Origin of the sequence: Pedobacter segetis (genome assembly GCF_016623585.1) — a bacterium.
Classification (GTDB): domain Bacteria; phylum Bacteroidota; class Bacteroidia; order Sphingobacteriales; family Sphingobacteriaceae; genus Pseudopedobacter; species Pseudopedobacter segetis.
Genome location: NZ_JAEHFY010000006.1, coordinates 12827 through 33099 on the forward strand (window position 1 = coordinate 12827; position 20273 = coordinate 33099).

21 protein-coding genes are annotated in these 20273 nt (G+C 35.1%); 20 read left to right on the plus strand and 1 reads right to left on the minus strand.

Annotated features, from left to right (window positions below):
• Positions 1–89: 89 nt before the first annotated feature.
• The 17 genes from I5M32_RS05065 (at position 90) to I5M32_RS05145 (ending at position 15616) form a co-directional block, all read left to right on the plus strand.
• Positions 90–665: a MarC family protein gene (locus I5M32_RS05065; RefSeq protein WP_200585105.1), complete on the plus strand. Its 576-nt coding sequence runs from the start codon at positions 90–92 to the stop codon at positions 663–665.
• A gap of 156 nt (positions 666–821) precedes the next feature.
• Entirely contained in the window at positions 822–995 is a 174-nt protein-coding gene (locus I5M32_RS05070; RefSeq protein WP_200585106.1) for a histone H1, read from the plus strand.
• Between the two features lie 248 nt (positions 996–1243).
• Positions 1244–1720, plus strand: a complete 477-nt coding sequence (locus tag I5M32_RS05075; RefSeq protein WP_200585107.1) for a Dps family protein — start codon at positions 1244–1246, stop codon at positions 1718–1720.
• A 164-nt stretch (positions 1721–1884) separates the two neighbouring features.
• Positions 1885–3756, plus strand: coding sequence for a M1 family metallopeptidase (locus tag I5M32_RS05080; RefSeq protein WP_200585108.1), 1872 nt, complete (start codon positions 1885–1887; stop codon positions 3754–3756).
• A gap of 61 nt (positions 3757–3817) precedes the next feature.
• Positions 3818–4240: a cupin domain-containing protein gene (locus I5M32_RS05085; RefSeq protein ID WP_200585109.1), complete on the plus strand. Its 423-nt coding sequence runs from the start codon at positions 3818–3820 to the stop codon at positions 4238–4240.
• Between the two features lie 54 nt (positions 4241–4294).
• Entirely contained in the window at positions 4295–6211 is a 1917-nt protein-coding gene (locus I5M32_RS05090; RefSeq protein ID WP_200585110.1) for an ABC-F family ATP-binding cassette domain-containing protein, read from the plus strand.
• 128 nt (positions 6212–6339) lie between these two features.
• A complete protein-coding gene (locus tag I5M32_RS05095) occupies positions 6340–7764 on the plus strand; it encodes a type IX secretion system plug protein (RefSeq protein WP_200585111.1) in 1425 nt (474 codons plus the stop codon).
• 210 nt (positions 7765–7974) lie between these two features.
• Positions 7975–8496: an acyl-CoA thioesterase gene (locus I5M32_RS05100; protein WP_200585112.1), complete on the plus strand. Its 522-nt coding sequence runs from the start codon at positions 7975–7977 to the stop codon at positions 8494–8496.
• Between the two features lie 58 nt (positions 8497–8554).
• Positions 8555–9835 carry a bifunctional folylpolyglutamate synthase/dihydrofolate synthase gene (locus I5M32_RS05105; protein ID WP_200585113.1) on the plus strand — a complete coding sequence of 427 codons (1281 nt, stop codon included), beginning with the start codon at positions 8555–8557 and terminating at the stop codon, positions 9833–9835.
• Between the two features lie 10 nt (positions 9836–9845).
• Positions 9846–10397, plus strand: coding sequence for a sugar O-acetyltransferase (locus I5M32_RS05110; protein WP_200585114.1), 552 nt, complete (start codon positions 9846–9848; stop codon positions 10395–10397).
• Positions 10398–10649: 252 nt separating this feature from the next.
• The gene (locus I5M32_RS05115) at positions 10650–12305 is read left to right on the plus strand and encodes a mechanosensitive ion channel family protein (RefSeq protein WP_200585115.1); all 1656 of its coding nucleotides are present in this window, start codon (positions 10650–10652) and stop codon (positions 12303–12305) included.
• 72 nt (positions 12306–12377) lie between these two features.
• Positions 12378–12923: an RNA polymerase sigma factor gene (locus I5M32_RS05120; protein WP_200585116.1), complete on the plus strand. Its 546-nt coding sequence runs from the start codon at positions 12378–12380 to the stop codon at positions 12921–12923.
• A gap of 16 nt (positions 12924–12939) precedes the next feature.
• On the plus strand, positions 12940–13218 hold the full coding sequence (locus tag I5M32_RS05125; RefSeq protein ID WP_200585117.1) for a hypothetical protein: 279 nt from the start codon (positions 12940–12942) through the stop codon (positions 13216–13218).
• Positions 13205–13666 (plus strand): hypothetical protein, encoded by a 462-nt coding sequence (locus I5M32_RS05130; RefSeq protein ID WP_200585118.1) that lies wholly within the window; start codon positions 13205–13207, stop codon positions 13664–13666. Before I5M32_RS05125 ends, I5M32_RS05130 begins: the two co-directional genes overlap by 14 nt.
• Positions 13667–13673: 7 nt before the next feature.
• The gene (locus I5M32_RS05135; RefSeq protein WP_200585119.1) at positions 13674–14435 is read left to right on the plus strand and encodes a YHYH protein; all 762 of its coding nucleotides are present in this window, start codon (positions 13674–13676) and stop codon (positions 14433–14435) included.
• Positions 14436–14499: 64 nt separating this feature from the next.
• Complete coding sequence (locus I5M32_RS05140; protein WP_200585120.1) at positions 14500–14991, plus strand: toxin-antitoxin system YwqK family antitoxin; 492 nt, start codon at positions 14500–14502, stop codon at positions 14989–14991.
• On the plus strand, positions 14963–15616 hold the full coding sequence (locus I5M32_RS05145; protein ID WP_200585121.1) for an SCO family protein: 654 nt from the start codon (positions 14963–14965) through the stop codon (positions 15614–15616). The genes I5M32_RS05140 and I5M32_RS05145 overlap by 29 nt, the downstream gene beginning before the upstream one ends.
• A gap of 157 nt (positions 15617–15773) precedes the next feature.
• Here the strand turns inward: I5M32_RS05145 and pruA are convergent, their stop codons facing one another.
• Positions 15774–17408 (minus strand): L-glutamate gamma-semialdehyde dehydrogenase, encoded by a 1635-nt coding sequence (pruA, locus tag I5M32_RS05150; protein ID WP_200585237.1) that lies wholly within the window; start codon positions 17406–17408, stop codon positions 15774–15776.
• Positions 17409–17574: 166 nt separating this feature from the next.
• Here pruA and I5M32_RS05155 point away from each other — a divergent pair, with 166 nt between their 5' ends.
• The 3 genes from I5M32_RS05155 (at position 17575) to I5M32_RS05165 (ending at position 20273) form a co-directional block, all read left to right on the plus strand.
• Positions 17575–18357, plus strand: a complete 783-nt coding sequence (locus I5M32_RS05155; protein ID WP_200585122.1) for a S1/P1 nuclease — start codon at positions 17575–17577, stop codon at positions 18355–18357.
• A 64-nt stretch (positions 18358–18421) separates the two neighbouring features.
• The gene (gene lpxK / locus I5M32_RS05160) at positions 18422–19477 is read left to right on the plus strand and encodes a tetraacyldisaccharide 4'-kinase (protein WP_200585123.1); all 1056 of its coding nucleotides are present in this window, start codon (positions 18422–18424) and stop codon (positions 19475–19477) included.
• Positions 19458–20273 (plus strand): purine-nucleoside phosphorylase, encoded by an 816-nt coding sequence (locus I5M32_RS05165; protein WP_200585124.1) that lies wholly within the window; start codon positions 19458–19460, stop codon positions 20271–20273. The genes lpxK and I5M32_RS05165 overlap by 20 nt, the downstream gene beginning before the upstream one ends.

Consider the following 20273-nt stretch of genomic DNA (forward strand, 5'->3'; position numbering starts at 1 on the left):
GATTTTAAAAACCGCCTAGACATTTAAGCTAGGCGGTTTTTTTATTTTTATCCCAATTATATTAGCTTTCTTTGTATAAATTTCGGTTTATGGAAAATAAATTCAATTTAAAAGAAATCTTATCCGTATCTATGATATTATTTGCCATCATAGATATTTTGGGTTCTATCCCCATTATCATCCAATTAAGGAAAAAGGCGGGCGGCCACATACAATCAGAAAAAGCAACATTGGTTTCTTTGGCTTTAATGATAGTTTTTCTTTTCTTGGGCGAAGGTCTTTTAAACATCATCGGGTTAGATATCTCCTCTTTTGCCATTGCTGGTTCTATCGTGATTTTTATTATCGCCATGGAAATGGTGCTTGGCATCAATTTTTTCAAAGAAGAAATACCCGAAGCTGTTTCTATCGTACCCTTGGCTTTCCCACTGATCGCAGGGGCCGGTACCATGACTACCCTTCTCTCGTTAAAAGCAGAGTATCATACATTAAACATTATATGCGGTATCATTATCAATTTATTATTTGTTTACCTGGTTTTAAAAAATTCTTTAAGGATAGAGAAATTGTTTGGCCCTACCGGATTACACATTTTAAGAAAGGCCTTCGGAATTATTCTTTTAGCAATAGCTATAAAAATGTTCAGAAATAATACCGGACTTTAATAAAAATTACATATTTTAGTAAGCATAAACCTTAGCATTTGTTTATAAGCCCGTTTTTGTGGATATTTTTTTGATCTATCTATCAAAAATCATTTGTTTATAAAGAAAAGTTAAATATCTTCGTTTTGAATATTAACAAAAATTAAATCTTATAACATGGACAAATTTAAAGAATTAAAAGAACTAATTGCATCAGCAGAAGCAGACGCTACTGCATTTTTTGACAAAGGAAACAAAGCAGCAGGAACAAGGTTGCGTAATGCTATGCAAAAATCTAAAGTTTTAGCTCAAGATATTCGTAATGAAGTAACTGCTAAGAAAAACGGTTAATCATTTTTAACAATGAATTAAAGCCTAAATGGGGATCCCATTTAGGCTTTTTTATTTTATTGCTCTTAATACGGAAATATTTTATCTAGTAAAATAGATACACCTTTCTTTATTACACTCAAATTATATTTTTTTCTTGCCAACCAATTTTTTGGTATGTTTTTTTCTTAAGTATTAGCAAACAAAATCGTTTTAAATTCTTTATTAAGTTTAAATAGAATTTTTGATTTTGATAAAAAAATATAATCATGAAAAAAACCAACATCGGCATAACCGACAAAAACAGAGAGCATATTGCAGAACAGCTTAATAAAATACTGGCAGACGAGTTTATACTTTATTCTAAAACACTTAACGCTCATTGGAATGTAGAAGGCCCAGATTTTCATACTGTACACATTTATTTAGAGCAACTGTATAATGATCAGCAACTTATTGTTGATAATGTTGCAGAGAAAATTCGTTCAATAGGTCATTATGCTTTAGGGAATTTAAGCCAGTATTTAAAAGTGAGCCATCTTTCAGAAAAGCTCACTAGTAAGTTTGATAGTCAGAATCTTTTTAAAGAATTGCTAGAAGACCACGAGAGCATCATCATCTTTATAAGAGAAAACATTACTCCTATTGCAGAAAAATTTGGCGCAGAGGGAATTAGCGATTACATTACGGGTTTAATGGAAAAACACGAAAAAACAGCTTGGATGTTGAGGGCGCACTTAAATTAGTAAACACTAATTAATTTAAGAAAGCAAATTGAGAAATCAGTTTGCTTTTTTTTATGCTCTTTTTTATCATAAACCCTAGCCTGTTCTGTAAAATTTCCCGTACATCAACATCAAAAAAGACAGATATTTTTAAATGTTTATTAACTTGTGTTAAAAATTAAACTATGTATAGATTTATATTTGTAACCAGCGGTTTACTGTTGTTTTTCCTTTCTTCAGAAGCTCAGTTGCTTACCATGCCTTCTAAAATCGAGAGTGCGTTCAATAAACAAACCAGATCGGCAGATGGCAAACCTGGCAAAAACTATTGGCAAAACCATGCTAAATATGATATCTCTATCAAAGTTACCCCTCCAAATAAAATCATAGCCGGTACAGAAACAATCACTTATTACAATAACAGCCCTGATAAGCTAGACAGCTTAAACATGAAATTGATCGTTAATGTGCATCGCAACAGCAGAAAAGGTAAAAATACAAACCCTAACCTAGGTCTAACGGTTGATCGGATCATGATAAACGGGGCAAAAGCTTTTTGGGATAATGGTTTAGCCATAAATACTAACTATATGCTTCCTTTAACCAAAGAATTAATGCCCCATGATTCTGTTAAATTAACCATTGATTGGCATTATGAACTTTCTACGGGCCCTGGAAGAGATGGGGTTCTTAATCCTAGCACATTTTTCTTGGCTTATTTTTACCCAAGGGTTTCTGTTTATGATGATTATAAAGGTTGGGATACACAACCACATACAGGTTCATTAGAGTTTTATAACGATTTTAATGATTATACCTTAAATGTTACCGTACCTAAAAATTATATAGTTTGGGCAACGGGAGATTTAAAAAACCCAAACGAGGTTCTTAAACCAGAATTTGCCAATAAGTTGCAAACTTCTTTAACCAGTGATTCTATTATAAACATCGTAACACAAAAAGATTTAGACACCAAAAATATCACCGCCCAAAATGAGGCAAACACTTGGACATTTAAAGCCAAAAACATTACAGACGTTACCACAGCCATCAGTAATAATTATGTTTGGGATGCCAGTAGTGTAATGGTTGACGAAGCAAAAAAACGAAGGGCAAGTGTGCAAGCGGCCTATCCAGATAGCTCGGCAGATTTCCACCAATCTGTTAAAAATAGCAGGTATGCCTTGGGTTGGTATTCTAAAAATTGGCCGGGCGTACCCTACCCTTTCTCTAAAAGTACCGCGGTACAAGGTTTTGCAGATATGGAATATCCAATGATGGTTAATGATAGCCATGAAACCGATTTAACTTTTGCAGAATTAGTACAAGACCATGAACAAGCACATACCTATTTTCCTTTTTATATGGGCATTAACGAGAGTTATTATGCCTTTATGGACGAAGGTTGGGCAACAACTTTGGAATATTTGATCGGGATTACCGAAAACGGCAAGAAGGCCGCCGACGATTTTTATAAGTCTTTTAGGGTAAAACGTTGGATCAATGGCCCCCACGCCCATGAAAACCCCATTATTACACCCTCTCCAGACGTTAATTTTGGTGCTGGCAATAACTCTTACGGAAAACCTTCTTTAAGCTATTTGGCCTTAAAAGATATGTTGGGCGATAAATTATTTAAAAAAGCCTTACATACCTACATGGATAATTGGAACGGTAAACATCCGATTCCTTGGGATTATTTCAACTCTATGAAAAGCGGTTCTGGTAAAAATTTAGATTGGTTTTTCTATAACTGGTTTTATACCCCTTACTATATCGATTTGAGTTTAGATCACATCGCAAAATCATCCAAAAAGAAAACACAGCTTTTCATTAAAAATATTGGCGGTTTTGCCGTTCCGTTTGATGTAATCGCTACTTTTAACGATGGCACTACTCAGTATTTTCATCAAACACCAGCGGTTTGGGAAAAAAACCAAAAAAACATTATAGTAACCATTAAAACCAAAAAACAAATCAAAAATTTAATGATTGATGGTGGAATTTTTATGGATGCCAATATAAAAGATAACACGTTAAATGTAAATCAAAATTGATGGTAAAAAATTGTTTGGTAAAGGTTTACTTAGTGGAGGCTATTTTATCACTTAGATTAATATGACGGTAAAGAAAATTTGCATCATCATCATCTTCTCTTGTATCACATTCCATGTGTTTTCTCAAGAAAAAGACACCAAAATTGAGGTTACTAAACTTGCAGAAAGCACCAAAAGCTGGAACGGTGATCAACTACCTGCTTATCCTAAGGGTAAACCACAGATCACTATTTTAAAAATAGTGATCCCGCCACATAAAAAATTAGATTTACACAAACATTTGGTAATTAACGCCGGTGTTTTGTTAAAAGGCGTACTTACTGTGGTTGATGATAAAGGCGATGTTCTTGAACTCAAAGCTGGCGATAGCATTGTAGAATTGGTAAATACCTATCATTATGGCGAAAACAAAGGCGATGAACCTGCAGAAATCATTGTTTTTTATGCAGGCGTAGTAGGAACGCCAATAACGGTGAAAAAATAAATAGCATAATACGCATCAAATTTCCTGCTGGTATTTTCTTACCTTTGCGCCCAAATGATTTCAATAAACGATTTAACTTTTTTAATTGGCTCTAGGGCTTTATACGATGAGGCCAATTGGCACATCAAACCGGGTGAGAAAATTGGATTAATTGGCGCTAATGGTACCGGAAAATCTACGCTCCTAAAAATTATCGTGGGCGAGTACCAACCATCAAGCGGTTCGGTTTCTATGGCAAAAGACCTAAAAATAGGTTATTTAAACCAAGATTTACTTTCTTACGATTCTCATCATAGTATTCTTCACGTAGCCATGGAAGCTTTTGAGCGCCAAAACCAATTACATGATGAAATTGAGGTTTTACTAAAAAAAATAGAGACCGATTACTCTGAAGAAATTTTAAACAAACTAAGCGATAAGCAGTTAGAGTTTGAAGCTTTAGATGGTTATAGCATAGAATACAGGGCCAACGAAATCTTAGCCGGCCTAGGTTTTTCGAGCGAAGACCAACACCGCCCTTTAAATACCTTTTCTGGAGGTTGGCGAATGCGAGTGATGTTAGCGAAAATACTTTTGCAAACACCAGATATCTTATTGCTGGATGAGCCCACCAACCACATGGATTTACCTTCCATTAAATGGTTAGAAACTTACCTTAACGGTTTTGACGGCGCAATTGTTATCGTTTCTCACGATAGGTATTTTTTGGATAGGATAGTGAACAGAATCGTAGAATCTCGCAAAGGAAAGCTTACCATCTACTCTGGTAATTACACTTACTATTTAGAAGAGAAAGCTTTAAGGGGCGAAATACAAAAAGGAGAATTTAAGAACCAACAGGCTAAAATTAAACAAGAAGAACGTTTAATTGAGCGTTTTAGGGCAAAGGCCTCTAAGGCAAAAATGGCGCAATCTAGGATGAAAGCCTTAGACAAAATGGAGCGTGTAGAAGACGTTGATGATGAAAACCCTACCGTGAACTTTAGGTTTAAATTTTCTAAACCTTCTGGCAGACACGTAATCAGAATTGAGAATGCTTATAAAAGCTACCCTACTATTGATATTTTAAACAATGCCGATGGTGTTATTGAAAAGGGCGATAAAATAGCTTTAATTGGTGCAAATGGTAAAGGAAAGTCAACCCTATTAAGGATTATAGCCGGTACAGAAACCTTTAAAGGCAAATGCGAAACAGGTCACAACGTAACCACAACCTTTTTTGCACAGCACCAATTAGAGAGCTTGCATTTAGATAACTCTATTTTAGAAGAGCTGCAATCTTTTGCACCAAAACATAGCGATACAGAATTGCGTTCTATTTTAGGGTGTTTCTTATTTACCGGCGACGATGTGTTTAAAAAAATAAGGGTGCTTTCTGGAGGAGAGAAATCTAGGGTTGCATTGGCAAAATCCTTAACAACAGATTCTAATTTCTTGATCTTAGATGAGCCAACCAATCACTTGGATATTCAATCTGTAAATATATTGATCCAAGCACTAACGCAATATGAAGGTACTTTTATAGCTGTTTCTCACGATAGGTATTTTTTGGATAATGTGGCCAATAAAATTTGGTTTATAGAAGGACAAGATATACAAGAATACCCGGGTACTTACCAAGAATATGAAGAGTGGCAGGCAAGAAGAGAAAAAACAGGTGATCAAGGCGGCATAAAACCTGCAAAAGCAGAAAAACCTAAAAAAGAAGAGATAAAACCATCAGAAATAGAGGAAAAGAAAAAACAACTGAATAAATTAAATAAGCAGTTACAGACGCTAGAAGAAGAAATTGCCGTTAAAGAAAAAACCGTTAAAGATTTAGAGGGAGAAATTGCAAAGGAAGAAATATACAGTAACCCTAAAAAATTAACAGAAACCAACGAAAGTTATGCAAAGGCGAAAGAAATTTTGGGAGCAGCACAGTTACATTGGGAACAACTAGCCGAAGAGATTATGGTTTTGGAAGGTTAGTCCATTAGTTTAAATTAGGTAATAGTATTTGCAACACGTTTTAATAGTTCATCAATTGAAATAGTTTATCGGTATTTACGAAGTGATTTTTTAACAAGGTTATTAATTTGTTCTTAAGAAAAAATTAGATGGTAAAGAAAAAAGATTTTTTACAATTAAATACTGATGGCAGTAATAAATCTGCCATTAGATCACTTTTTAATTTCAACTTTTTAATTTCAACTTATTACTTTCAGCTTTTAGCCTTTTTAACACTCAATTTTTTACTTTCAACTTCTTGTGCTGCACAAAAAAGACAAAAAAGAGAAAGGGTTCCAAAGATAGAAGTTCCTTCTGTACAAGCTATTTTTGAAAACATTACCTACATCCCCGAAATTAAGAGCGTAGAGTTTTATAATGATAAAAAAGACCAATCTTTCCCAATTTTAAATCTTGGCTCTTCAGAAAGATTGATCTTTAAATTTGATGATCTACGCGGCGGTAGCAGAAACCTGTATTATAGCATTACCCATTGCGATGCAAATTGGAAACCTTCTGCTATCTCTAGCTTAGATTATGCACAGAGCTTTAGTGAAGATAGGATTAACGATTATAAATTCTCTTTCAATACTTTCCAAAAGTACACCCATTACGAAATTGTATTACCAAATTTAAACGTAATCCCTAAACTATCGGGCAATTATCTTTTAAAGGTTTATGAAGATGGCGATCAAACCAAATTGTTAATTACTAGGCGTTTTTATATTTTAGCTCAAAAGGTATCGTTACAGGCAGAAATTGTGCCTTCAAATAAGGTTTCTGATAGGGATAAAAATCAAAAAATAAACTTCAGTATTTTTCATCCCGCTTTAAATATCCAAAACCCTTATCAAGAAATTACGGCGGTAGTGCTGCAAAATGGCCGTAATGATGTTTCACAAAGTACACAACGCCCATTGTTTATTAGAAACAATCAACTGGTATATACAGATAACGGTACATTTGATTTTGCCGCGGGTAACGAGTTTAGGAGGTTTGATACCCGAAGTTTCAGGTTTAAATCCGAAGGCGTTTATGAAAATATAAAGGACTCTATTTACCGTGTAAATTTATTTGCAGATGTAAGCAAAAATATCCTAAATTATTCATTTCAATATGATGAAAACGGCGATTTTTTTGTTTTAAACCAAGATGGCAGTACACCAGATTATGATGCCGATTACGGGAACATCAGCTTTGCCCTTAAGGCCCCGGCCCCAGATGCTAACGGTTTTGCATATATAGTGGGTAAATTTAACGGTTACCAAAAGAATGCACAAAACCGGATGATTTATGATCCTGCTCAAAAATTATTTACGCTCACTATGCCCATAAAACAAGGAGTGGTAGATTACCATTATATCTGGGCCGATGAAAATGGGAAAACGATTGATGAAAATGCCTTTGATGGTACTTTTTACCAAACAGAAAATAATTATCAGATTTTGATTTATTACCGTCCGCCGGGCGGAAGGTTTGATGAACTGATCGCTTTTACAGAATTGAATACTGCAAAATATCCCAGGAATTTCTAAAGGAGTCAGAAGTTGAAAAAAATCAGTAGTCGGTAACCAATTGTAATTAAGAAGTTGAAAAGTTATAAAGTTTGTAGTTTGGTTGGCAACAAGTTGGAAGTCTAAAATTTAATTTTGTAATTGTTTGATAATAAAATACAACATACCAACTTAGAGTGCAGGCCTTGCACTATAGACTGCCAACTACTAATCACCAATAAAAGAAAAAACATGAAAGAAAAATTTCCACAAGCATCTTATATTACCATGAATGAATTGGTGCTACCAAATGATACCAATACATTAAATAATTTGATGGGTGGGCGGTTATTGCATTGGATGGATATTGCAGCGGCTATTTCTGCACAAAAACATTGCAATAACATTGTGGTAACCGCTTCGGTTGATAATGTTTCTTTTCAGCACCCCATAAAATTGGGAGATGTTGTAACCATCCACGCTAAGGTTACAAGAGCTTTTAATACTTCTGTTGAAGTAAGATTAGATGTTTGGGCAGAAAACATCCCATCTGGGCATAGGGTAAAATCAAACGAAGCTTATTATACTTTTGTTGCCGTTGGCGAAGGTTCTAAAACCATTCCGGTTCCTGCTTTGATACCTCAAACAGATCAAGAAAAAGAACTATTTGATGGCGCATTAAGACGCAGGCAATTGCGTTTAATTTTGGGTGGGAAAATGAAACCAGACGATGCTACCGAGCTAAAGGCTTTATTTACTGCCGCAAAACAATAGATCATTAACTCATTTATTAGCTTTCAGCCATAAGCTTTTTGCTTTAAGCACAAAAAAGATGGATTATCAGCAAACCCTCTCTTACCTCTACGCCAAACTACCCATGTTTACCCGTGTTGGTATTTCGGCGTTTAAAAAAGATTTAGATAACACCCTTAAATTCTGTCATCATCTTCATCATCCAGAAAAGAAATTTAAGTCGGTGCACATAGGTGGCACAAACGGGAAAGGCTCCACCTCACATATTTTAGCTGCCATTTTACAAAAAGCAGGCTATAAAACCGGTTTATATACTTCGCCACATCTAAAAGATTTTAGGGAACGTATAAAAATTAATGGCGAAATGATTTCTGAGCAAGAAGTTGTTGCCTTTGTAGAAGAAAACCAAACTTTTATAGATGAAGTTTCTCCTTCGTTTTTTGAAGCAACTGTTGCCCTGGCATTTCAGCATTTTGCAAAACATCAGGTTGATGTTGCCATTATTGAAGTGGGTTTGGGCGGCAGGCTAGATTCTACAAACGTTATCAACCCAATAGTTTCTGTGATTACAAACATCGGTTTAGACCATGTTGATATTCTGGGCGATACTTTGCAAAAAATCGCTTTTGAAAAAGCCGGGATCATCAAAAAAAACGTTCCTGTTGTTATAGGAGAATATCAAGAAGAGGTTAAACAAGTTTTTGAAGATAAAGCCAAAGAACAGGATGCCCCCCTTATTTTCGCAACAAACCAATGGTGTTATGATGATAGCAAAATTGTTGATGGCAAAAGAGAGATCCAAATCCATGGAAAAGAAAAAAGCTATCAAATTGCTTTAGATTTAACCGGGACTTATCAAATAAAAAACATAAAAACCGTTTTAAGCACAATAAATCAGCTAAAGCAAAAAGGCTTTAAAATTGATGATGATGTTTTAATATCGGCTTTTAGCCAAGTAAAAAAACTCACTGGTTTAATGGGGCGTTGGCAAACATTATCAGAAGATCCATTGATTATTTGTGACACCGGGCATAATGAAGATGGGATTAAGGAAGTGCTGAATAACATCAATGAGACAAAATTTGATAGCTTGCATTTTGTGATCGGGATGGTAAAAGACAAAGACATTTCTAAAGTTTTGAGTTTGTTACCCGCTAACGCTACCTATTATTTTTGCGCACCAAAATTAGAAAGGGCAAAACCGGCAGATCAATTGAAAGAAGCAGCTGCAAAATATAATTTAAAAGGTTTGGCTTACGCCGATGTTGAAACGGCCATAAAAGCTGCCCAGCAGAACGCAAAAACAGATGATTTGATTTTTATTGGCGGAAGTACCTTTGTAGTTGCCGAAGCTTTGTAAATTTGCTGCGATGAAATCTGAAAAGGAAAAAATGCTAGCTGGTGAGCTTTATTTAGCCAATGACCCAGAATTATCCAAAGAAAGAAGAAATGCCAAACGTTTGCTTCGCCAATTAAACATCACAGAATATTTGGTTACCAAACCCGCAAAAAACATTTTAAAAGAATTGATACCAAACGCCGGTAAAAATCTTTACATAGAGCCTCCTTTCCATTGCGATTACGGTTATAATATACATTGTGGTAATAATGTGTATTTTAACGTGAACTGTGTGGTTTTAGATACCATACAGATCAATATTGGCTCTAACGTGTTTTTTGCGCCGGGAGTGCAAATTTATGCAGCATCACATCCAGAAGATAAAGAAATCAGAAAAACGCTAGAATTTTCTAAACCCGTTACCATTGGAGATGATTGTTGGATTGGGGGTAATGCCATTATTTTACCGGGAGTAAAAATCGGCGATAATTGTATTATTGGAGCAGGAAGCGTGGTTACTAAAGATATTCCGGATAACAGCATGGCAGTTGGAAACCCTGCTAAAGTGATCAAAGGTTTATAGTTCATTAGCCATTAGTATAGGGAGTTCATTAACAAACTCTGCAAATACCAATCCCCAATGAACTTTTCTAAAAAACCCAGAAAATATTAATGGCTAATGAACCAATACTCAATGAACTTTTCTAAAAAACATTGCAAATACTAATGACTAATGAACCAATCCCTAATGAACTTTTCTAAAAAACCCAGAAAATACTAATGACTAATGAAACAACACCTAACAAACTATTAAATAAATTTGTAGTTTTATCCAATGAGAATTTTTCTGTTTTTCTTCTTAATTATCAATGCTTTAAATCTTAAGGCTCAGGATAAAATCTCTGTACCAGATTCTTTGGATAGAGACAGCATAAGTTATGCAGGTTTTCCGGTTACGGTTTATGATAAAAATCTGTTTTATATCAAAAACAGTATCGGGCCTTTATCTGCAAAAGAAAGGGCAAGGTTAGCAACTGAAAAAATAGTAGAACTAGAGAAAGATTTAGCCACCAAAACAGACTCTATCATACTTGATACAACAGGTGGAAACGCCAACATCATCTATAAAAACATCATTTTAGTTGCCATCACCCAAGCTGATGCAAAAGCTAACCAATCTACGGTAAATCAATTGGCTACAAACTATCAAAAGGCCATTGTTGACATTATCAATAAATATCGTAACGAAAATAACATTGTTGAGATTGCCAAACGTGTTGGTTTTGGCCTGTTGATCATCCTTTTATTGGTATTGATCATTTTTTATCTCAACAGGTACATCAATAGGTTTAAAGAATGGTTAAGCTATAAATTAAATAATAAGATTGATGGCATAAAGATCAGAAATTACGAGCTGCTATCGCAAGATAGCCAGATGATCTTTATACGAAGGGCGATAAACGTAGGTAAATATTTTATCATTATCCTAACCATATACCTAACCCTACCCATCATCTTTCAACTTTTCCCATGGACAAAAACTTGGAGCGATGCGCTCATCAACTTTATATTGATCCCACTTAAAAGCATTGTTTCATCAATTATAGATTTTATACCAAACTTGATAAGCATCATCATCATTGTGATGTTTTTTAGGTACATAGTTAAAGGCTTGGGATATTTAGCAGGCGAGGTTGCCGCCGGAAAATTAAAGCTGAACGGTTTTTATCCAGATTGGGCACAACCTACATTCAAGATTATAAAGTTTGTGCTTTATGCCTTTATGGTGGTGGTAATTTGGCCAAAAATACCAGGTTCAGATTCTGATATTTTCAAAGGCGTATCTGTATTTTTAGGCTTATTGGTTTCCTTTGGTTCTTCATCTGCAATAGGTAACATGGTTGCAGGTTTGGTAATTACCTATATGCGCCCTTTTGTATTAAAAGATCGTGTTAAAATTGGCGATGTTACAGGAGATGTGGTAGAAAAATCTTTATTGGTTACAAGATTAAGAACCATCAAAAATGAAATTGTAACCATTCCTAATTCTGCGATATTGAGCGGTAACACCATCAATTACACGGTAATGGCGAAAAAGGAAGGCTCTATTTTACATACCACCATAACAATTGGATATGATGAACCTTGGCGCAAAATACATGATTTATTGATCAGCGCAGCCTTGGCATCTGAAGGTATAGATACCAAAAGAAAGCCTTTTGTTTTACAAACCAGTTTAGAAGATTGGTACGTGGCTTATCAAATAAATGCCTACACCAAACAACCAGAAAGATCTGCCTTGATCTATTCTAATTTACACGCTAATATTCAAGATAAGTTTAACGAAGCTGGTGTTGAGATTATGAGTTCCCATTATCAAACGCTTAGGGATGGGAATAAAACAACTATACCTTCAGATTATCTGCCGGATGATTATGAGGTACCCAGCTTTGTGATAGAAAAAGACGATAAGAAAGAAGATAAGATATAGGCGTTTGAAGCTAAATACTTGCTCTAACTACCATTAAATTGTTTTGTTTTAAAATATAGTTAGACAGTCTTTATGATAAGTCAAAAAGATTTTAAATCTATTTATGATGAATACAATAAATTGGTTTTTAACCTTGCCCTCTCCTATTGCCAAAACAAAGACGATGCACAAGACATTTCTCAAGAGGTATTTGTAAAACTTTATCAGAAATATCAACAGTTTAATCCCGAGTTATCTTCTCTTAAAACTTGGGTTTATAGGTTAACCATCAATCAAAGCCTAGATTTTCTCAAATCAAAAAAAACAGCTAAAAGATTTGGCTTCCTGGTCAGCATTTTTAAAAACGAATCACGAGAAGAAGAAATTCAGATTAGCGATTTCCAACATCCGGGCATAATATTAGAAAACAAGGAAGAACTACAGATCCTATTTTCTCATATCAATAGTTTGCCGCCCAATCAAAAAACTGCCATTATCCTTAATAAAGCAGAAAATCGCTCACAAAAAGAAGTTGCGGAAATTATGCAGACGAGCATTAAAGCCGTAGAATCATTAATTACAAGGGCAAAAAAAAATATGCAAAAAAAATATCCAAACAGCGAAGGATTTAAAAATTAACATCGTATAAACCATCATGAACATAGAAGAAAGGTTAAATAAGTTGAGTAATATCAACAAGGTGGACTCGCCACCTTTTATGTTTACCAGAATACAACAAAAAATTAACGAGGTTTTGCCTCAAGAAGCACCTTTATATTTTAAATGGAGTTTTGTGTTAACTGCGGTTATCATTTTAGCATTAAATATAGTGGCAATCAAAAATCAAAAAGCTAATGGTAACTCCAGCTTAGAGAAAGTTGCTACAGAAATGCAATTGAAAAACAATAATGATTTTTACAATGAGCAAAATTAAATTATTGACCATAGCAGTCATCGGTCTTTTGATACTCAATTTTTTGATCATAGGTTTTTTATTTACCCATAAACCTCCGCACCCTCCAAAAAAAGGTAGCGAAGGCGAAGGCCCTAAAAATATCATCATCCAAAAATTAAACTTTGATCAACAACAAATAGCAGATTATCAAAAACTAATAGATGATCATCAAACTAAGTTGAAGAATTTAAAAGATCAAATCAAAGAAACAAAACAACTGCTTTATCAACAATTAAATACCGATGATCCTACAATAAGCCACCAACTAGAAGGCAAACTCGGAGCATTACAGACAGAAATAGAACAAACTCATTATCAGCATTTTTTAGAGATAAAAAAACTTTGTAAATCCGATCAATTAAAAAATTATCAAGAATTAACAGAAGAATTGGCTCAGCTTTTTAACCAAAATCAACCTCCTAAATAAAATTATCATGCGTAAATTATCCATTATCCCATTCGCTCTTATAGCTATCTTTTTAATCGGATTTAGCTGTAAAAAAGACGCTTCTGCAAATACTAGCGGTACATCAAACGTTACTGTTCCTGCAGTTTATAGTAAAATATATGGCGCAACCAGCATAACTTCAGATGGCACCTATATTTACATTAAAACCAACGGTTTGCCAGATCACAAATCCGTTTATTATTCTACTTCCAGCAGTTTGTACGAAAGTTATAGTGGGAGTACATTTGGCGGCAATACATTCAAAAAAAATCCAAATACTATCTCATCACAAAATTATACTTTTAAAATCCCCTTAAATCCTAAAGTAGCAAGCAATCATGCAGCAACTCCCTTGGGCCCAATTGGTGTTTCATTAAATGGTGTCCCGTTTTTTAACCAATATGCAGGGCCAAACCAGCCTTTAACAAGTGAGGTGGTTAGCTTTGACAAATATTACGGGCATCCGCAACAATCCGGACAATATCATTACCATGTAGAACCGCTTTATTTAACTACTGTAAAGGCCACAAAATCTTCATTACTTGGTTTTTTATTGGATGGTTTCCCTGTTTACGGCCCAGAAGAAAACGGTAAAACGGTAGCTAATTCAGATCTAGATGCTTATCACGGACATTTTTCTGTAACGGCAGATTATCCAAACGGTATTTACCACTATCACATTACAGATGCAGATCCTTATATAAACGGAAGCGGTTTTTATGGTACGGCAGGTACGGTTTCTAATTAATTTTGTCCTTATCATTCTGATTTTAAGTTGTGAAAGGCAAAGTCAGAAAATTGTTTTGAGAGAAATGGAAAATAGTAGTCAAACTAGTTTTCATAATATAAATGGATTGATGTTTAAGAACGAAAAACCGTACAGCGGTTATATTTATTCTTTATATCCCCAAACAAATGATACCATGGAAGTTAAGTGTTATTATTTAGGAAAAGAACACGGGAATTGGAGAAAATATAGTATTAAAGGTACGCTAACCGAAAGTCGTTTTTTTGTGAACGGAGCTAAAGAAGGCGAATTGAAAGCTTGGTGGCCAGATGGAAAAAGAAAGCTGGATTATCATTTTCAAAACGATGAATACGAGGGCAATTACAAAGAATGGAACTATAACGGGCAGCTTATTCTTAATTTGAATTACCACAAAGGATATGAAGAAGGTGTAGAACAGATGTTTTATGATAATGGGAATATTAGGGCCAATTACATCATCAAAAATGGAAGAAGATTTGGCTTATTGGGAACAAAAAACTGCGTTAATGTATCGGACAGTATTTTTAAGAATTAGTTTTTTTTGTTTTCTTTTTTCTCTTTTGGCTTGCGCCGATAATGATAAAACGGAAAGACTACCCTATTATAACAGCCCGGATTTTACACCAATTTTTTTAAAAACTGATGATGAGGCAAATAGAAAGATAACACATCAAATCGCCAATTTTTCTTGTATAGATCAACATGGAAATATCATCACACAAAAAGACATTATCGGTAAAGTACATGTAGCAAGTTTCATTTTTACCAGCTGTGGAAGCATTTGCCCTATAATTACTAAAAACATGAAACTACTACAAAATGAATTCAAAAACGATAAAAATGTAGTAATGCTTTCTTACAGCGTAACTCCTTGGATAGATGACGTAGAAAGACTGAAAGTTTATGCTCAAGTGAATAAAATCAATGCTGCTAACTGGCATCTGCTCACGGGTAAAAAATATGATATTTATAAATTGGCCCGCCAATCTTATTTTGCCGAAGAAGATCTAGGCTTTACAAAAGACAGTACACAATTTCTGCATACCGAACATATTTTATTGGTAGATAAAAACAGGAAAATAAGAGGGATTTATAATGGAACCCTAGAACTAGAAGCAGATCAGCTGATAAAAGACATTAAAACTTTAGAAAAGGAGTGAAAAAGCTCAGGATTTTGAAAATCCTGAGCTTAAATTTTATTGTTATTCTGTTAACCAGCTTGTTAATAGAAATCTTACCAGTAGGGAAATCTTCATTGTTGCTCATTGGATGCGATGCTGAATCCGCCAACTGGCGGACAGCATGAAAGCATATTCATTACTCTTTATCCAAGAAAGGGTACCTATAATTAACAGGTGGATTAAAGGTTTCTTTGATCGTTCTTGGCGAAACCCAACGTAAAAGATTGATCATGGCTCCAGCTTTATCATTGGTGCCAGAACCTCTTGCCCCGCCAAAAGGTTGCTGCCCAACCACAGCACCGGTACATTTATCATTGATGTAGAAATTACCTGCACAATTTTTTAATTTATCAGAAGCCATTTCAATTGCATATCTGTCTTGAGAGAAAATTGCACCCGTTAAAGCATAAGGAGAAGTTTCATCAATCAGTTTTAACGTATTTTCAAAATCTGCATCGTCATAAACATATATTGTTAAAACAGGACCAAATAATTCTTCGCACATGGTGGTATATTTTGGGTCTTTAGCTACAATAATTGTGGGTTCTATAAAATAACCGACAGATTTATCATAATTGCCACCACAAATAATTTCTACACTCTTATCTCTTTTAGCTTGATCAATATATTTAGCTAGTTTATCAAAAGATTTTTCATCAATAACAGCGTTTATAAAATTGCCGAAATCTTCTGTCCCTCCCATCTTAAAAGAAGCAATATCTTTCAACATCATTTCTTTCATTTTTGGCCATAAAGACTTAGGGATATAGCTTCGTGAAGCGGCAGAACATTTTTGTCCTTGATATTCAAAAGCTCCCCTCACAATCCCTGTGGCAGCAGCCTTCCAATCGGCAGATGGATGTACCAAGATAAAATCCTTGCCGCCGGTTTCTCCAACTATCCGAGGGTAGCTTTTATATTTGTGGATGTTGTTTCCTATCGTTTTCCAAATATGCTGAAAAACAGCCGTAGAGCCCGTAAAATGAATCCCAGCAAAATCTGGATGGTTAAAAATAACCTCGCCAACTTCGGGGCCATCTGCATAGATCAAATTGATCACACCATCTGGCACACCAGCTTCTTTAAAAATTTTCATGATCACGTTTGCAGCGTAAACTTGTGTATCTGCTGGTTTCCAAACCACAACGTTGCCCATTAAAGCGCAAGATGCAGGCAAATTGCCTGCTATGGCCGTAAAATTAAAAGGTGTTAAGGCAAATATAAATCCTTCTAAAGGGCGCTGCTCTAATCTGTTCCAAACTCCACTTGGCGAAACTGGGGGTTGTTGGGCATAAATATCGGCCAGATAGCTCACGTTAAAACGCAAAAAATCTACAAACTCACAAGCTGCATCAATCTCTGCCTGAAAAGCATTTTTAGATTGCCCCAACATGGTAGCGGCATTTATTTCATAACGATATTTATTTGCCACCAAATCGGCTGCTTTTAAAAATATGGCTGCCCTATGCTCCCAACCTAAATTCTCCCAATTGGTTTTTGCAGCTAATGCGGCATCAATTGCCTTAGTTACATGGGTTTTATCTCCATAATTAAAATATCCTAAAATATGTTTGTGATCATGTGGGGGATGCAATGCAACCTTGTTTTTAGTAGTAACTTCCTCATTACCAATATACATGGGTATATCAATTTCCTTACTTCTGGCTTTTGATAAGGCATCTTTTAGTAACGCTCTTTCCTTGGTGTTTGGGGCATAATTATAAATTGGTTCGTTGGTAGGCGTAGGAACCTTAAAAAATCCTTTTAGCATCATTTCAAATTTTGGTAAAAAATAAAGATAAGGATTTTGGGCTAAACATCATTTCTAAAACCAACAATTTGATACAGATGAAGCCTTTGTAAATAGAATGTTATATAAAGTATATTTCCATAAAATTTAAACTGCATCCTTTATATTTACCTTCTAAATTTAAAAAATGAGATCGAGATTTTTTTACCCTTCATTAGCAATTCTGTTTGCATTTTCACTAATTTCTTGGGGTGTAGTAGGGCATCGTACCATAGCTAAAATAGCAGAGAACCATTTAACACCAAGGGCAAAAGCGGTAGTTCAGCAACTTTTAGGCGCAGAAGATATGCCCATAGTAAGCACTTTTAGTGATGAAATTAGATACAGTAATGAATATAAAGAAACTGGCCCTTGGCATTATCTTAATCTACCGCAAGGCTTATCTTATCAAGATTTTGTAACTCGCTTAAAGTCAGACTCAAGTGAAAACGTATATAATGCTTTGCTTAAAATGGAAAAGCAGCTTACTAACCCCAACAGCACTAAAGAAGAAAAAACATTCGCTTTAAAGATGGTTATACATTTAGTTGGAGATTTGCACCAACCCATGCACATCAGCAGGGCAGAAGACCTGGGCGGGAATAAAATTGATATTAGATTTCAAGGCAAGCCAACCAATCTTCACTCTTTATGGGATAGTGGCCTGATTGACTATAACGGGATGACCTTTACCGAAATGGCTACTGCTTATGATAACGTTAGCGATGAGAAAATAAAAGAATGGCAGGCCGATGATTTAACAAAATGGTTATATGAGTCTTATGAAATCTCTACAAAACTTTACGAAGAAGTAGCAGAAAACCCCAATTTAGATTATACCTACTACCCAAAGCATTCTCAAATTTACAAAGAAAGAATACAAAAGGCAGGTATCAGGCTGGCGGGTTTATTAAACACCTTGTTAAAATAAGGCAACCAACTTTTAGCAAAATATCAATTAAAATTTTTGAGTAAATTTGGAGGTTTTAATTGATATGCCTTTTCTCCGTAAATTATTGCTGCCTTTTTCTCTCCTTTACGGAACGATCATCTTTATTAGGAATAAACTTTATGATTGGGGCATATTTAAAATTACCTCTTTTGATACCCCGATCATATCCGTAGGGAATTTAGAAGTTGGCGGATCTGGCAAAACGCCGATGGTAGAATACCTGATCTCTATTTTAAAAAACGATTACAAACTGGCAACTTTAAGCAGAGGTTATGGGCGTAAAACAAAAGGTTTTAGATGGGTTAAACCCGATGATGAAGCCGTTTTTACTGGTGATGAGCCTTTACAGATTGCCAAAAAATTTAAAGACGTTAATGTTGCTGTTTGTGAGGACAGGGTTTACGGCATCAACAAAATCAAATCGGGGAATGATGTGATCTTGATGGATGATGCCTATCAGCACAGGGCAGTAAAACCCGGTTTAAGCATCTTATTGTTTGATTATCATCAAACACAAAAATTTAGATTACTACTTCCTGCCGGAGATTACAGAGAAGGTTTTGGAGGTAGAAACAGGGCCGATATCATTATTATCACTAAATGTCCGCTTGGTTTATCATCGGCCGAAAGGCAAAAAATCACAACGATTGTAAAACCCTTTGATCATCAGAAATTGTTTTTCTCTTCTATAATTTACAATGGGCATTTACAAAGCCTAATTAATCATGAAAAATTTGCCATCGTAAACATTAACGAAGAAACTACGGTTTTTTTACTAACTGGCATTGCAAAAATAGCACCTTTGGTAAACGAGATTGAGAAACATAGTAAAAGAATTATACATCATACTTATGCGGATCACCATGTTTTTAGCAAAAAAAATATGCTTAAACTTGTAACAGAATTTAATGCGTTAAAAACGGATAAAAAAATCATCATCACAACACAAAAAGATGCTGTGCGTTTAAAAACCAAAGAACTTGAAACGTTGATCAAGAATTTACCTATTTATGAGTGGCCCATTGAATTTAATTTTATAGATGGCCGGCAAAACGAATTTAACAAATTGATACAAAATTATGCTGAACAACATATCTGAAACCATTACTTACATTAAGCAAAAAGTTGGCGATTTTAACCCAGAGCTAGGGATTATTTTAGGAACAGGCTTGGGCGGCCTTGTTTCAGAAATTAAGGTAGAACACCAATTGATGTATGCTAATATCCCTAATTTCCCAATTTCTACGTTAGAATTTCATTCTGGGAAATTGATATTTGGCACCTTATCTGGCAAAAAAGTAGTGGCCATGCAAGGGAGGCTGCATTATTACGAAGGTTATAACATGAAACAAATTACCTTCCCGGTAAGGGTAATGAAAATGTTGGGCATACAAAAAATATTTGTTTCTAATGCAAGTGGCTCTTTAAACCCTGCGCTTAAAAAAGGCGACTTGATGATCATAGAAGACCACATCAATTTACAGCCCGATAACCCTTTAATAGGAAGAAATTATGAAGAGTTGGGCCCACGTTTCCCCGATATGAGCCAACCTTATGATAAAATAATGATTGGCAAGGCATTAAGTATTGCAAAAGAGAAAAATATTATATGCCACAAGGGCGTTTATGTTTCTGTTACCGGGCCTAATTTAGAAACCAAGGCCGAGTATAAATACCTAAGGATCATTGGTGGCGATGCCGTGGGTATGAGTACCGTACCAGAGGTAATTGTTGCCAACCACATGGGCTTGCCCGTTTTTGCTATTTCTGTTTTAACAGATGAAGGTTTCCCACAAGATCTACAACCCGTTTCTGTAGAAGAAATAATTAAAATTGCCAGCGAAGCAGAACCTAAATTAACGGCGATCTTAAAAGAACTGATTTTACAGCTATAA